Annotated in this window: 10 protein-coding genes; 7 read left to right on the top strand and 3 right to left on the bottom strand. The window is 65.8% G+C overall.

Annotated elements, in window-relative coordinates; translation table 11 throughout:
- Positions 1-2 precede the first annotated feature (2 nt).
- The 5 genes from ASC68_RS15300 to ASC68_RS15280 all read left to right on the top strand — a co-directional run bounded on the left by ASC68_RS15300 (position 3) and on the right by ASC68_RS15280 (position 7305).
- The gene (locus ASC68_RS15300; protein WP_055880886.1) at positions 3-938 is read left to right on the top strand and encodes an ABC transporter permease; all 936 of its coding nucleotides are present in this window, start codon (positions 3-5) and stop codon (positions 936-938) included.
- A gap of 29 nt (positions 939-967) precedes the next feature.
- A complete protein-coding gene (locus ASC68_RS15295) occupies positions 968-2053 on the top strand; it encodes a BMP family ABC transporter substrate-binding protein (protein ID WP_055880883.1) in 1086 nt (361 codons plus the stop codon).
- Positions 2054-2366: 313 nt separating this feature from the next.
- Positions 2367-3587: a urate hydroxylase PuuD gene (locus tag ASC68_RS15290; RefSeq protein WP_055880880.1), complete on the top strand. Its 1221-nt coding sequence runs from the start codon at positions 2367-2369 to the stop codon at positions 3585-3587.
- The gene (gene guaD / locus ASC68_RS15285) at positions 3584-4891 is read left to right on the top strand and encodes a guanine deaminase (RefSeq protein WP_055880877.1); all 1308 of its coding nucleotides are present in this window, start codon (positions 3584-3586) and stop codon (positions 4889-4891) included. The genes ASC68_RS15290 and guaD overlap by 4 nt, the downstream gene beginning before the upstream one ends.
- Positions 4892-5145: 254 nt before the next feature.
- The gene (locus ASC68_RS15280) at positions 5146-7305 is read left to right on the top strand and encodes a malate synthase G (RefSeq protein WP_055880874.1); all 2160 of its coding nucleotides are present in this window, start codon (positions 5146-5148) and stop codon (positions 7303-7305) included.
- Positions 7306-7659: 354 nt separating this feature from the next.
- On the opposite strand, the gene ASC68_RS15275 is transcribed toward ASC68_RS15280, so the two are convergent.
- Positions 7660-9303, bottom strand: coding sequence for a CocE/NonD family hydrolase (locus ASC68_RS15275; RefSeq protein WP_055880871.1), 1644 nt, complete (start codon positions 9301-9303; stop codon positions 7660-7662).
- Positions 9300-11012 carry an adenine deaminase gene (gene ade, locus ASC68_RS15270; RefSeq protein ID WP_055880869.1) on the bottom strand — a complete coding sequence of 571 codons (1713 nt, stop codon included), beginning with the start codon at positions 11010-11012 and terminating at the stop codon, positions 9300-9302. The genes ASC68_RS15275 and ade overlap by 4 nt, the downstream gene beginning before the upstream one ends.
- Positions 11013-11132: 120 nt before the next feature.
- Between ade and ASC68_RS28695 the strand changes: the two genes are divergently transcribed.
- Together ASC68_RS28695 and ASC68_RS15265 are read left to right on the top strand one after the other, a co-directional pair.
- Positions 11133-11306 (top strand): hypothetical protein, encoded by a 174-nt coding sequence (locus ASC68_RS28695; RefSeq protein WP_156387347.1) that lies wholly within the window; start codon positions 11133-11135, stop codon positions 11304-11306.
- 7 nt (positions 11307-11313) lie between these two features.
- Positions 11314-12312: a DNA topoisomerase IB gene (locus tag ASC68_RS15265; protein WP_055880866.1), complete on the top strand. Its 999-nt coding sequence runs from the start codon at positions 11314-11316 to the stop codon at positions 12310-12312.
- A 95-nt stretch (positions 12313-12407) separates the two neighbouring features.
- Here the strand turns inward: ASC68_RS15265 and ASC68_RS15260 are convergent, their stop codons facing one another.
- On the bottom strand, positions 12408-14591 hold the full coding sequence (locus ASC68_RS15260) for an EAL domain-containing protein (protein ID WP_082528198.1): 2184 nt from the start codon (positions 14589-14591) through the stop codon (positions 12408-12410).
- Positions 14592-14689: the final 98 nt, after the last annotated feature.

Raw genomic sequence — 14689 nt, 5'->3', positions numbered from 1 at the left:
CCATGGATTTCCTCATCGCCGCCATCATCACCATCGTCGGCATCTCCACCCCGATCCTGTTGGCCGGGCTTGGCGAGCTGGTGGTCGAGAAGTCCGGCGTGCTAAACCTCGGCGTCGAAGGCATGATGCTGGTCGGCGCCATTGCCGGCTTTGCCGCTACCGTCCTCACCGGTAACCCGTGGCTGGGGGTGATCGGCGCCGCCGTTGCCGGCGCGCTCGCCGCGTCGCTGTTCGGGTTTTTCGTCCTGACGCTCAATTCGAACCAGGTGGCGACCGGGCTGGCGCTGACCATTTTCGGCACCGGGCTCAGCTCGTTGATCGGGCTCAGCTTCGTCGGCCGGATCGTGCCGCAGTTCGGCTCGGTGTTTCCGCCCGAGCTGGCGCGCGACCCGCTCCTCAAGGTGCTCTTCGGCTATTCGCCGGTGGTGTATTTCGCGCTGATCATGGTGTTCGCGGTCGGCTGGTTCCTCAAGTCGACCCGCGCCGGGCTGATCCTCAGGGCCGTCGGCGAGAACGACCTCAGCGCCCATTCGATCGGCTATTCGGTGATCGGGGTGCGCTACGCCGCCGTGGCCTTCGGTGGGGCCATGGCAGGGATCGGCGGGGCCTATTTCTCCATGGTGATCACCCCGATGTGGGCTGAGCGGATGACCGCCGGGCGGGGCTGGATCGCGCTGGCGCTGGTGGTGTTCGCCGGCTGGCGGGCCGGACGGCTGCTGGTCGGCGCGATCTTTTTCGGCGTGCTGATGTGGATGGAGCTCAACGCCAAGGCCGGCGGGCTGTCGTTCCTGTCGTTCGCCCAGTACATCCCGTCGCAATTCTGGGCGGCCATGCCCTACCTGATGACCGTTGTGGTGCTGACGCTGATCTCCATGCGGGATCGGGTCGGCCTCAACGCGCCTGCTTGCCTCGGCAAGCCCTTTCTTCCCGCAACGTAGAAACGCCAACAACGTAACAGGAGACGTCCATGGCAAATCTCAATCGCCGCCACTTCATTGCCGCAGCAGGTGCCGCCGCCGCGGCCGTGCCGCTCGCCGGCAGCGCTGCCTTCGCGCAGGAAAAGATCAAGATCGGCTTCATCTTCCTCGGGCCGATCGGCGACTATGGCTGGACCTGGGCCCATAACAAGGGCCGCGAGGCGGTCGACGCGGCGCTCGGTGACAAGGTCGAGACGATCTATGTCGAGAACGTCGCCGAGGACGCTTCGGCCATTCCGCTGATCCGCGACCTGGCCCAGCAGGGCTGCAAGCTGATCTTCACCACCTCGTACGGCTATATGGACCAGACCATCACGGTGGCGGCCGAGTTCCCGGATGTGAAGTTCGAGCACTGCACGGGCTTCAAGCGCGCCGACAATGTCGCGACCTACAACTCCAAGTTCCACGAAGGCCGGGCCGTGCTCGGCACCATCTCGGGCAAGATGAGCAAGTCGGGCACGCTCGGCTATCTCGGCTCGTACAAAGTGCCGGAAGTGGTGCTGGGCGTGAACTCGTTCCTGCTCTCGGCGCAGAAGCAGAACCCCGATGCCAAGCTGAAGCTGGTGTTCATCGACAGCTGGTTCGATCCGCCGAAGGAGGCCGCGGCCACCGAGACGCTGATCAACCTCGGCTGCGATATCGTCACCACCCACACCGACAGCCCGGCGGCGCTGCAGATTCTCGAGCAGAAGGGCCTCTACGGTTTCGGCCAGGGCGCCGACATGTCGTCGTTCGCGCCGAACGCCCACCTCACGGCGATCGAGGACATCTGGGGGCCGTATTATGTCGAGCGCGTGCAGGCGATCGTCGACGGCACCTGGGCATCGGCCGACACGTGGGACGGCATGAAAGAAGGCACCGTGGTGATCTCGCCCTACAACAAGGCGGTTCCCGCCGACGTCGTGGCGCTCGCCGATGGCGTGCAGGCCGGCTACAAGGACGGCACTTTCGACATCTTCACCGGCCCGATCTACGACCAGGACGGCAACCTCAAGGTCGAGGAAGGCAAGGTCATGACCATGGCCGAACTCGCCGTCATCGACTGGTTCGTCAAGGGCGTCGAAAGCGCCGCCTGATATTGTCGTGAGCTGACAGGAGGCGGGCGCGAGTCCGCCTCTTTTGACGGCTGGTGTGCTTGGCGCCCCTCACCCGTCCCTCTCCCCCCCGGGGGCGCCTATTGCGCCCCCTAGGAGGGGCGAGGGGGCGTTGTGGCACTGCCGGTGCAAAAGTGCGTCTCCTCGCCCCTCCTGGGGGAGCGCGAAAGCGCCCCCGAGGGGAGAGGGCCAGGGTGAGGGGCGCCAAGCGAGTGGCGTGACCGGAAGGACGGACGAGCTTTCCCGCGACGCCAGTCGCGTGTCGAGCGAAGTTAAGTTAAGGACGACCAAAGCGATGACCGACTACGCAATCTTCTGGGAGTGGCTGAGTTTCGCGGTGCGCTGGACGCATGTGATCACCGCCATCGCCTGGATCGGCTCCAGCTTCTACTTCATCGCGCTGGACCTGGGGTTGCGCAAGACACCGAGCCTGCCGCCCTTGGCGCATGGCGAGGAGTGGCAGGTGCATGGCGGCGGCTTCTACCACATCCAGAAGTACCTGGTGGCGCCGGATTTCCTCCCCGAGCACCTGACCTGGTTCAAGTGGGAGAGCTATTTCACCTGGATTTCCGGGTTCATGCTGCTGGTGGTCGTCTACTATTTCGGCGCCGACCTGTTCCTCGTCGACCGGCATGTGCTGGATCTGCAGGCCTGGCAGGCGATCCTGATTTCGCTCGGCTCGATCGTTCTCGGTTGGGTGCTCTACGACACGCTCTGCAAATCGCCGATCGGCAACTCGACCGGCGGGCTGATGGTGGTGCTGTTCGCCATCCTCACGGCGATGAGCTGGGCCTATACGCAGGTGTTCACCGGCCGCGCCGCCATGCTGCATATGGGCGCCTTCACCGCGACCATCATGGCGGCCAATGTCGCGATGATCATCATCCCCAACCAGAAGATCGTCGTGGCGGATCTCAAGGCCGGCCGGGTGCCGGACGCCAAATACGGCAAGATCGCCAAGCAGCGCTCGCTGCACAACAATTACCTCACCCTGCCGGTGATCTTCTTCATGCTGTCGAGCCATTACCCGCTGGCCTTCGCCACGCCGTGGAACTGGCTGATCGCTTCGCTGATCTTCCTCGAGGGCGTGCTGATCCGGCACTTCTTCAACACAAGACATGGCCGCAAGGGCAACCCGACCTGGGTGTGGCCGCTGGTGATCGTGATTTTCCTGCTCTGCGCCTGGCTGTCGAGCGGGCCGAAGCTGCCGTCCGGGGCCGAGACCGTGGCGTCGCCGCAGGCAACGCTCTTGATGCAGTCGCCGCATTTCAAGGCGGCGTCCGAGGTGGTGCAGGGCCGCTGCAGCATGTGCCACACCGCTGAGCCGGTCTGGGAGGGCATTGCCGAGGCGCCCAAGAACGTCATTCTCGACAATGACATTGCCATCGCCAACCACGCCGAACAGGTGGCGATCCAGGCCGGCTATTCTCACGCCATGCCGCCGGGCAATGTCACCGACATGACCGACGACGAGCGGGCGCTGCTGGTGGCGTGGTTCCGCGGGGACGGGCAGTGAAGATCACTATCCTCCGTGGGCGCGTACTGAGCTTCGTTGCGGAGCCGCAGGGCCGCGACGACCACAGCTCCTATCGCTACCTCGAAGACGGCGCGGTGGTGATCGGCGACGGCAAGATCCTGATGGTCGGGGAGTGGAACGAGCGCGCCGCGTCGCACCACGACGCCGCCCAGATCATCGATCACCGCCCGAACCTGATCCTGCCCGGGTTCATCGACCCGCATATCCATTTCCCGCAGATGCAGGTGATCGGCGCCTATGCGGCGGCGCTGCTCGAGTGGCTCAACACCTACACCTTCGTCGAGGAGCAGCGGTTCGGCGACGATGCGCATGCGACCCGCATCGCCTCGCGCTTCTTCGACGAACTGGTCCGGCACGGCACCACCACGGCGGCGGTTTATTGCTCGGTGCATCCGCAATCGGTTGATGCGTTTTTCGGCGAGGCCGAAAAGCGCAACATGCTGATGGTGGGCGGCAAGGTGATGATGGACCGCAACGCGCCGCCCGGGCTGCTCGATACGCCGCAATCCGGCTACGACGACACCAAGGCCGGGATCGCCAAGTGGCATGGGCGGGGCAGGGCGCACTATGCCATCACGCCGCGCTTCGCCATCACCTCGACGCATGAGCAGATGGCGATGGCCGAGGCGCTGGCGCGGGAGTTTCCCGACCTCCACATCCAGACGCATGTCTCGGAGAACCTCGCCGAGATCGCCTATGCCAACGAGCTGTTCCCGAACTATGGTGACTATGTCGGGATCTACGAGAAGTTCCACCTGCTCGGGCCGAAAACCCTGCTCGGCCACTGCATTCACCTGAGCCATCGCGAAACCGAGGTGATTTCCGAGACCCGTTCGGTGGCGGTGTTCTGCCCGACCTCGAACCTGTTTATCGGTTCGGGCCTGTTCGACTATGAGCGCCAGCATGAGCGCGGCGTGCGCATCGCCACCGCCACCGATGTCGGCGGTGGCAGCTCCTATTCGATGCTCCGCACCATGGACGAAGGCTATAAAGTGATGCAGCTGCGCGGCCAGCGGCTGACCCCGTTCCGCTCGTTCTTCCACATGACGCTGGGCAATGCCCGGGCGATGAGCCTCGAGGGCCGCGTCGGCTCGCTCGAGCCGGGCAAGGAAGCCGATATCGTGGTGCTCAACTCCAGCGCCACGCCGCAGATGGCGCTCCGCATGGAGACCTGCGGCTCGCTCGAGCAAGAGTTGTTCCTCCTGCAGACCTGCGGCGACGACCGGGCGGTGGTCGAAACCTACGTGATGGGCAAGCCGATGAAATCGGCACTCGCCGCTTGATCCGAAGGTGACGCCGATTGCGCTGTTTGGGGGATTGCGCTGGGGTGCTGCGGTGGGCATGACGGTTACCCGGATGCGAGCCGACCCCCACCCCTGTCCCCTCCCCCTAAGAATGGGGAGGGAGACGCTCACACCGGCGTCAGTGTTTTGGTCTCCCTCCCCCCTTGCGGGGAGGGGTGGGGGTCGACGCGCGCTGGCGCGGCGGTATATCCCACTGGTTCCCGCCTGCGCGGGGAATGAACGAAGGAACTGACATGGCTGACTACATCGAGAAATCCGGCCTGAAGGTCGATCGGCTGCTGGTGGATTTCGTCGAGCAGGAAGCCATTCCCGGCACCGCCGTATCGGCCGAGCAGTTCTGGGCTGGGCTCGCCGGGTTGGTGCGGGATTTCGCGCCGCGCAACCGCGAGCTCTTGGCGATCCGCGACCGGATCCAGACCGAGGTTGATGACTGGCACAAGGCCAACGGGCCGGTCGGCGCTGACCCGGCGAAATACCAGGCGTTCCTCAAGCAGATCGGCTACCTCGTTGCCGAACCGGCCGATTTCACCATCGAGACCAGCGGGCTCGACCCGGAGATTTCCTCGATCTGCGGCCCGCAACTGGTGGTGCCGGTGTCGAACGCGCGCTATGCGCTGAACGCCGCCAATGCCCGCTGGGGCAGCCTCTATGACGCGCTCTACGGCACCGATGCGATCTCGCGCGAGGGCGAGCTGGCGCCCGGTAAGGGGCTGAACCCGGCGCGTGCTGCAGCGGTGGTGGCGCGGGCGGCCGAGTTCCTCGATGCCTCATTCCCGCTGGCTTCGGCCAGCCATAGCGACGTCACCGGCTATCATGTGGTCAAGGACGGCGAGCGTCGCGTGTTCGTCGTCGATACCGCGGCCGGCCGTGTGAACCTCAAAGACCCCGCGCAATTCGTCGGCTATGGCGGGACGCAGGAGCGCGGCGAGCTGGTGCTGCGCCACCATGGCCTGCACGTCATCCTGATTATCGATCCCAAGAGCCCGATCGGGGCGACGCACAAGGCGGGCCTGAGCGACCTGATCGTCGAGTCTGCGCTGACCACCATCCAGGACTGCGAGGATTCGGTGGCGGCGGTGGATGCCGAGGACAAGGTCGGGGTCTATCGCAACTGGCTCGGGCTGATGAACGGTACGCTGAGCGAGACCTTCGAAAAGGGCGGCAAACCGCTCACCCGCAAGCTCAATGCCGACCGGCAGTACAAGGATGTCAGCGGCCAGCCGCTCACGCTGAAGGGCAGGGCGCTGCTGCTGGTGCGCAATGTCGGGCACCTGATGACCACCAAAGCCGTGCTCGACCCTCAGGGACAGCCGATCGGCGAAGGGCTGATGGATGCGGCGATCACCGCGCTCTGCGCGCTCAGTGACAAGGTCAACTCAACCACCGGCGCCATCTATGTGGTGAAGCCCAAGATGCACGGGCCGGACGAGGTCGCCTTCGCCTGCGAGATATTCGGTGCGGTCGAGAAGGTGTTGGGGCTGAAGCCCGAGACCATCAAGATCGGCATCATGGACGAGGAGCGCCGCACCTCGGCTAACCTCAAGGCCGCCATCCATGCCGCCCGCAAGCGGGTGTTCTTCATCAATACCGGCTTCCTCGATCGCACCGGCGATGAGATCCACACCTCGATGCTGGCTGGCCCCGTTCTCCGCAAGGACGACGTCAAGGCCGAGAAGTGGATCCAGTCCTATGAGGATCGCAACGTGCTGATCGGGCTTGCCGCCGGCTTCTCCGGCAAGGCGCAGATCGGCAAGGGCATGTGGGCGCGGCCCGACGACATGGCGGCGATGCTGGCGAGTAAGGCCGCGCACCCCAATGCCGGCGCCAACACCGCCTGGGTGCCGTCGCCGACCGCGGCGACGCTGCATGCGCTGCACTACCACCAGATCGATGTGTTCGAGGCGCAGAAGCGCCGGCACAACCAGGCGACACCCGGCCTTGGCGAGTTGTTCTCGATGCCGGTGCTGGATGCCTCGACGCTCGACAAGGCAGCGGTGCTGCGCGAGCTCGGCAATAATGCGCAGGGCATTCTGGGCTATGTGGTGCGCTGGGTCGACCAGGGCGTCGGCTGCTCCAAGGTGCCCGATATCAACAATGTCGGGCTGATGGAGGATCGCGCCACCTGCCGCATCTCCTCGCAGGCCGTGGCCAACTGGCTGAAGCACGGGCTGGTCAGCGAAGCCGAGGTGCGCGCCTCCTTCGAGAAGATGGCAGCGGTGGTCGATGGCCAGAACGCCGGCGACCCGCTGTACCAGCCGATGGCTGGGCATTTTGGCACGTCGATAGCCTATCAGGCGGCGCTCGACCTGGCGCTCGAGGGCGCGGTGCAGCCGTCGGGGTATACCGAGCCGATCCTCCATGCAGCGCGGGAGCGGGTTAAGGCGGGGGTGTAGTTTCGGCTACCTCTACCTCTGAGAAGAGGCTGATGGCCCACCGCCGTTTCATCACACTCGGTGTCATCCCAGCGAAAGCTGGGACCCATTCATCCACTTGCGCTGCGGCGAGTTGGGTCCCAGCTTTCGCTGGGATGACAGCCGGTGGGTGTGGGGAGTTTGGTGGTTGAACCCACTTCCCTTCTCCCCTCAGGGGAGAAGGTGGCGCGAAGCGCCGGTTGAGGGGTGAAGCGGCTCAACAAGCGCTCTCTGAAAAGCTGAACCCCTCACCCAAGTTCCGCTACGGACCTTCGGTCCTAGCTCCACTACCCTCTCCCCTCAGGGGCGAGGGGTCTGACTGCGGGCCTTAGCGACCTAAACCCGATCCAACTCCACCACCGGCAGATGAATGGCGCTCGGGTGCGCCGGGTCGTGAAATATCTCGATATCCGCTGAGGCGAGGTGGGAGGCTTCGCCGAGCGCCTCGTCGGTGCCGGTGTTGCGGGCGTAGCGGGGGTGGGCGCCGCTGGCGACGATGACGCGCAGCCGGTGGTTGCGGTTGAAGCGGTGGGCGGCGGCGTGCATGCGGAAGTTCAGCTTCCAGATATCGTCGGCGACCGCCGGATCGGCCGAGGTCTTGCGGATGATGCCGTCGCAGATATTGGTCGACAGGCCCTTTTCGTCGACATCGCAGAGCCGCACGAAGAAATCGGTGTTGGGGAGGGTCGAGCGCGCATGGAGCGCGATCCGCACCTGGCCGAGGATGGTGATCGGGTTGAACAGCGGCTCGGAGGTATAGACCAGCACGTCGTCGCGCTTTTCGAGCGGCGCGTTGTCGACCGGCCCGGCGCCGTTGAAGGCGAACATGGCGCCGCCGACCGACGGGGTCGGATGGGCGGGATCATAGGTGTAGGTATCGGGCGCCGAGGCGCGGACCGGGCGCTGCGACAGCACTTTTTCGGGGTGGATGTGCCAGATCTGGTTGTCCGCCTGCACCGGCGGGTAGCTGTCGAACTCGCGCCATTCGCCGAGCCCGGAAATGTAGAGCCGCACCGGCTTGGCGCGGAGGCTCGTGGCGTCGCCGAGCAGCTTGGCGTTCATCCACTCGAGCGTCTGCTTGACGCTCTCCATCTGCAGGTCCGGGCTGACGTGGAACCAGGGGCCAACCGTCAGCTGCGGGGTGTGGCCGGCATCGACGAGCGTGGCGTAATCGCGCAGCAGTTGGTCGAGCATGAAATCGTACCAGCCCGAGGTAAAGCTCACCGGCGGGGTGCGGGCGCCGATGCGGTGGGTGTGGTCGAGCGGCTGCCAGAAGGCGTCGTTGCCGATCGCCTCGTCCATCCAGCGGCGCCAGAACGGCACCTCGCGGCCGGTGACGCGCTTATCGGCATCGCGCAACGGCAGCTTCATGGTGGCGCGGAGCGTGGTGCGTTCGATGCCGCCGGTGAACATGCGCTGCGCGGTGCGCATGGGGTTGCCGCGGAGGCCCTCGACCGTCTGGATCCAGCTCAGCCACAGCCCGACCGCCAACCCGCCGCCGGGAAAGACGATGGAGCGGAATTCGGCGCTGGTGACCTTGATCGCCATGGCGGATTGCTTGGGCAGCGCGTCGCAGATCGCCCATTGCGCATAGCCGAGATAGCTCGGGCCAGAGGTGCCGAGGCGGCCATCGAACCAGGGCTGCGCCTTGATCCAGTCGATGGTGGCGAGCCCGTCGTCGCGCTCGTGCCCGAACGGGTCGAACTGGCCTTCCGACTTGTCGGTGCCGCGGCAGGCCTGCAGCACGACATGGAAGCCGCGCTCGGCATAGACTTCGCCGATGGTGGCAAAGCCGGAGAGCCCATAGGGCTCGCGCATCAGGATGGTGGGGTGCTTGCCGGGCAGCTTGGGCGCGAAATGCTCGGTCGCCAGCGCCACGCCGTCATACATCGGCACCCGGATGTTGCGGGTGCGGACGATGCCGCATTTGCGCCTGGGCAGCTTATAGAGGTCGGCAAGAAACCGGCTGGCAAAGCTCATTTGACGAAGTCGAACTTGTCCACGTCGAACAGCCCCCGGTCGGTCATCTTCAGATGCGGGATCACCGGCAGGGCGAGGAAGGCCACCTGCAGGAACGGCTCGGGCAGGGTGCAGCCGAGGTCGTAGGCGGCCTGGCGCAGGTGATGCAGCTTATCGGCCACCGTCTCGAAGTTGAGCAGACTCATCAGCCCGGCAATCGGCAGCGCCAGCTCGGCGGTGACGCGGCCGCCATCGGCGACGGCGAAACCGCCGCCCAGCTCGATCAGCCGGTTCACCGCCACGGCCATGTCTTCGTCATCGGCGCCGACCACGGTGATGTTGTGGCTGTCGTGGCCGACCGACGAGGCAATGGCGCCGCGCTTCAGCCCGAACCCCTTGGTGAAGCTCAGCGCCACGTTGCCGTTGATGCCGTGCCGTTCGATCACGCCGATTTTGATCACGTCGTTCTCGATGTCGGGCAGGGTGCCCTTGTCGGAGACTTCCAGCGTCGCCGTCTCGCGATAGGTGAGGATCAGCCCCGGCCGCACCGCGATAACCGGGGTTTCGTTCTGCCGCGGATTGGGCGGCACGATGAAGGTCGAGGGGCCGACCCGCTGCGCCTTCATCGAGGCGAGGCCGACCGGCGGCACCGGCTGGCGAGCCTCGAACAGCGCGGGGCGCACCAGCCGCCCGGCGGTGATCACCTCGGCGACCCGGCAGCCCTCGAGATCGTCGAGCAGCGCGATATCGGCGCGATAGCCGGGGGCGACGAGGCCGCGGTCTTTCAGTCCGAAGATGCGGGCGGCCGAATGCGAGGCAGCGCGATAGACGTGATGCAGCGGTCGGCCGCGGCCGATCAGCCGGCGGATCGAGGAATCGAGATGGCCTTCTTCGAGCGTATCGAGCGGGTTGCGATCATCGGTGCAGAGCGCGACATAGGCCGAGGTATTGGCATCGAGGATTTCGGCCAGGGCTTCGAGGTCCTTCGAGACCGAGCCCTCGCGGATCAGGATCGCCATGCCTTTGCTGAGCTTCTCGCGCGCCTCCACGGCGGTGGTCGACTCGTGGTCGGTGCGGATGCCGGCGGCGAGGTAGCCGTTGAGCGCGAGGTCGGTGACCAGCGGGGCGTGGCCATCGATATGCTCACCCTGGAACGCCACGAGCTTGGCGATGATCCCCGGATCGGCCGCGAGGACTCCCGGATAGTTCATCATCTCGGCGAGGCCGATGACCTGGCGGTGGTGGCGGAACTTCTCGAGGTCGGCGATTTCGAGCCGCGCCCCTGAGGTTTCGTGCGGCGTTGCCGGCACGCAGGAGCTGAGGTTGACCCGGATATCCATCACGGTGCGCTCGGCGCACTCGAGGAAATAGCGGATGCCATCGGCGCCGAGCACGTTGGCGATCTCGTGCGGATCGCAGATCACCGTGGTGACGCCATGCGGCAAGACGCAGCGATCGAACTCGAACGGCGTCACCAGCGAGGATTCGATGTGCAGGTGCGTATCGATGAAGCCGGGCACCGCGAAGCGGTTCTCGCCCTCGATCAGCGTCTTGCCGTTGTAATAGCCGTAAGTGCCGACGATGCGGTCGGCGACGATGGCGATGTCGGTGTGGGTGACCGAACCGGAGATCACGTCGAGGAGCCGGACGTTCTTGATCACCACATCGGCCGGAATCTCGCCGGCTCCCGCCTTGATCATGCGGGTGAGAAGTTCGGGGGAAATGGTCATGACGCGGCCGTGATCTGCATGTCCCAACGTCTGCGCTCAGCCCGTCACGGTCAAGTGGGGACGGAACGGCTGTGCTCGCGACGCGTTGATTTTCACATTCATCTGCAAGCGAGTAGCGCGATGCGAACCTATGATGCACATAAATCCACGAATGAAGTTCGCCAGGGCAGCGGGCGGCTGATGAATTTCCGCGTGCTGATCTGGTCGATCCTCGGCATTGTCCTCGCCTTCGGCCTGATCTACCTGGTGTTCTACGTCATGGCCCCGCCGCCCAACACCACGACGGGCGTGTAAGCGGACCGTGGTGCGACTGAAGCGGGTCAGCCGCGACGAGCTGACGATCCGCCGCCGGCGGCATGGCCGCAGCTTCGGCTATATCGACGAGACCGGTGAGTTGATCCGCGACGCCGATATTCGCGAACGCGTCCGTGGTCTGGGTATTCCACCGGCCTGGACGGAAGTGCGGATCGCCGCCAACCCGCGGGCCCATATCCAGGCGTTCGGCACCGATGCCGCGGGGCGGCTGCAGTACATCTATCACCCGGATTGGGAGGCACGCCGCGTCCGGCACAAGCAGCAGCAGCTGGGCCTGCTCACTGCGGCCTTGCCGCGCATCCGGCGACGGGTGCGCGACGACCTCGAGGCCGAGGCGGGCAGCAAGCAACTGGCCCTGGGGCTCGGCGTGGCGCTGATCGACCGCACGGCGATGCGGGTCGGGCGCGAACGCTATCTCGATGCGCACGGCACGCGCGGCGCCGGCACGCTCTACAGCCGCGACGTGGTTGTCGCGGGCGACGAGGTGCAGGTGAGGTTTCCTGCCAAGAGCGGCAAGCGGGCGAGCTACAGTTTCGCCGATGCACGGCTCGCGGCGGCGATCGACAAGGTGAAGTCGATCCCCGGGCGCCGGCTGCTGATGTATCGCGACGAGGACGGCAAGCCGAAGGCGCTGCGCACCGACGACCTCAACCGCTACCTGCGCGAGGTGGCGGGCGTGACGGTGACGGCCAAGGATTTTCGCACCCTCCATGCCAGCGCCATGGCGGCGGAAGCCCTGGCCAAGCTGGAGCCGGGGGAATCGGTGACGGCGCGAAAGCGCCAGATGGCCGAGGTGACGAGGCAAGTCGCGGCGTTCCTGCAGAACACGCCGGCGATCAGCCGGGCGAGCTATGTGGCGCCGTGCCTTTACGCGCTGTTCGACAAGGGGCGGCTGGCAGCGCTGTGGGCCGCCGGCGGCGACGGCGCCAACGGCGTCCGGCAGCGTGAGGTGCGGCTGGCGGCAGTGCTGGAGGCGGCGGGGTAGGGTTTCATCGGAGCTGGAGTTCTTGGGTCCCCTCTCCCCTAGGAGGGGCGAGGGGGCGGTGTGGCGCTGCCCGTGGTCCCCAGCCCGCTGCCCGCTCAAGCCACCCTTGGCAACGGCTCGGCGAAGCGGGCGTTGATGTCGTCCAGCGCCAGCGGCTGCGAGAACAGGTAGCCCTGGAAGGTGTTGCAGCCCATGCGGATGAGCGCCCGGAACTGCTCCTCGGTCTCGACGCCCTCGGCGGTGACCTCGATATCCAGCGCATGGGCCAGCGTCACCATGGCCTGGACGATGGCGTCCGACGCATTGGCGGTCGACAACTGGGCGATGAAGGAGCGGTCGATCTTGATGCGATCGACCGGATAGCGCTTCAAATAGCTGAGCGAGGAATAGCCGGTGCCGAAATCGTCGAGCGCGATGCGGATCCCCGCGGTGCGGAAGCTGCGGATGGTGTTGGCGGCAGTCGACTCGTCGTCGAGCAGGATGCCCTCGGTGATCTCGATCTCGAGATCGGCCGGCCGCATGCCGGTTTCGGCCAGCAGCGTGAAGACGCGCTCGGCAAAGGTCGGGTTACGCAGCTGCGCCGGCGAGATATTGACCGCAATGGTGCGGCCGGGCCAGCGCGCGCCGAACTCGGCGGCGCGGCGCAGCACGAACTCGCCCAACTGCTCGATCAGCCCGGTGCTCTCGGCAATGGCGATGAAGCGCGACGGTGGGATCATGCCGATCTGCGGATGGGTCCAGCGCAGCAAGGCCTCGGCGCCGACGATCTCCTCGGCATCGCCGCAGAGCGGCTGGAACGCCACCCAGAGCTGACCGGGGTTGCTCAGCGCCTCGCGCAATTCGGCTTCGATGACGTGCCGGTTCTGCACCTGCTCGTCCATCGCCTCCTCGTAGAAGGCGGCACGGTTGCGCCCGGCGGATTTGGCTTCGTAGAGCGCAATGTCGGCTTTACGGCTCAGCTCGTGGCTGTCGCGCTGGCCTGATGTGGCCACCACGATGCCGATCGAAACCCCGACAAAGGCGTCGCTGCCCTGCACCCGGAACGGTTTGGCGATGGTGTCGACGATGCGCTGCGCCAGCGCCGCGACCTCGACCGTGCCGGCATAGCAGGTGTGGAGAATGGCGAACTCGTCGCCGCCCAGCCGCGCCAGCACGTCGGTGGGGCCGAGTACGGCACGCAGGCGGTCGGCCACGGCGCGGATCAGCTCGTCGCCGGCATGATGCCCCAGCGTATCGTTGACCTGCTTGAAGCGGTCGAGGTCGAGCATCAGCAGCGCCGTCGGCGGATCGCGCAGCTTGATGGCGTCGAGCCGGCCGTTGAACTGGCGGTCGAAGCTCAACCGGTTGGGCAGCCCGGTCAGTGCGTCCTCGGTGGCCTGCCGTTCGGCGTCGATGCGCTTGAACTCGAGGGCCCTGAGCGCCCGCCGCAGCCGATAGAGCAGCAGCGAGACCAGGAGCGAGACGAAGACGAAGGCCAGGATCAGCACCGGCGCGGTGCGCTGCAGCAGCTCCTGGCCCGGCCGATAGGGCAGCCATTCGAAGAAGGCGACGATCCGGCCGGCACGATTGGTGACCGGGAAGGCCTCGATATCGGCGGCCGCAGAGGTGACGGTGGTGAAGCGGCCCACCTCGGTCATGTAGCGGTCGATCATCCTGAGCTCGAAATCGATGTCGAGCCTGACGATGGTGATGAGAACCGCCTCGCGACCGGCCGACTGCGCCAGGTTGCCGGAATCGGAGACCAGCGGCATGACGCTGGCGATGGCCGGGCGGCCATCGACCAGTACGTAGTCGGCGACATGCGGCGGCACATCCAGGTAGCCGGCGGCAGTGAGTTTTCGCAGGTCGTCGACCAGCGGCTGCAACGCGGCGCGCCGGCTGTCGAAGCTGGCGGTGCCACGGGTCCGCCCATCGATCGCGGCATAGATCGGAGCGTCGTCCGGGGCGAGCACATAGCTCTCGTCGTGGCCGAAATACTCGAACATCCACTTGCCGATATTGCTCTCAAGCCAGTTTTCGTCGTGGTCGCGCGCGGCGAGCACCGCGTCGTCCCAGATCGCAACGCTCTGCTGTTCGCGGGGCGTGAAGGTGCGCTGCGCCTGGACTGCGTGGATGACGCGCTGCGCCTGGCGGCTGACGGCGTTGTCGTCGATCTCGGCGGCCGACCACAAGAGGAAGCCGCCCAGCAGCGTCGCGGCAATGGCGAAAACCACGACGAACGCGGCCAGCACCAGCATCGAGAATGTGCGTCTGAACTTGGCGCGACGAGTATTGAGCATCGGGTCTTGCGGGGCAGGGACTATGTCACTGTGCCCGGCAAGCTTTTCGAACTCGTTACCCGTTTGACGTCGCGGCGAGATTTGATCGGATCAAGTCA

It is taken from the genome of Devosia sp. Root105, from assembly GCF_001424865.1.
Lineage (GTDB): Bacteria > Pseudomonadota > Alphaproteobacteria > Rhizobiales > Devosiaceae > Devosia_A.
Note: the sequence above shows the minus strand (reverse complement) of the source record. Positions and strands in the feature narration are given on the sequence as shown.

What these genes read in the sequence shown, in the direction of transcription:
- ASC68_RS15300 (WP_055880886.1), top strand. Translation starts at nt 3, where the DNA reads ATGGATTTCCTCATCGCCGCCATCATCACCATCGTCGGCATCTCCACC.
- ASC68_RS15295 (WP_055880883.1), top strand. Translation starts at nt 968, where the DNA reads ATGGCAAATCTCAATCGCCGCCACTTCATTGCCGCAGCAGGTGCCGCC.
- ASC68_RS15290 (WP_055880880.1), top strand. Translation starts at nt 2,367, where the DNA reads ATGACCGACTACGCAATCTTCTGGGAGTGGCTGAGTTTCGCGGTGCGC.
- ASC68_RS15280 (WP_055880874.1), top strand. Translation starts at nt 5,146, where the DNA reads ATGGCTGACTACATCGAGAAATCCGGCCTGAAGGTCGATCGGCTGCTG.
- ASC68_RS15275 (WP_055880871.1), bottom strand. Translation starts at nt 9,303, where the DNA reads ATGAGCTTTGCCAGCCGGTTTCTTGCCGACCTCTATAAGCTGCCCAGG.
- ade (WP_055880869.1), bottom strand. Translation starts at nt 11,012, where the DNA reads ATGACCATTTCCCCCGAACTTCTCACCCGCATGATCAAGGCGGGAGCC.
- ASC68_RS28695 (WP_156387347.1), top strand. Translation starts at nt 11,133, where the DNA reads ATGCGAACCTATGATGCACATAAATCCACGAATGAAGTTCGCCAGGGC.
- ASC68_RS15260 (WP_082528198.1), bottom strand. Translation starts at nt 14,591, where the DNA reads ATGCTCAATACTCGTCGCGCCAAGTTCAGACGCACATTCTCGATGCTG.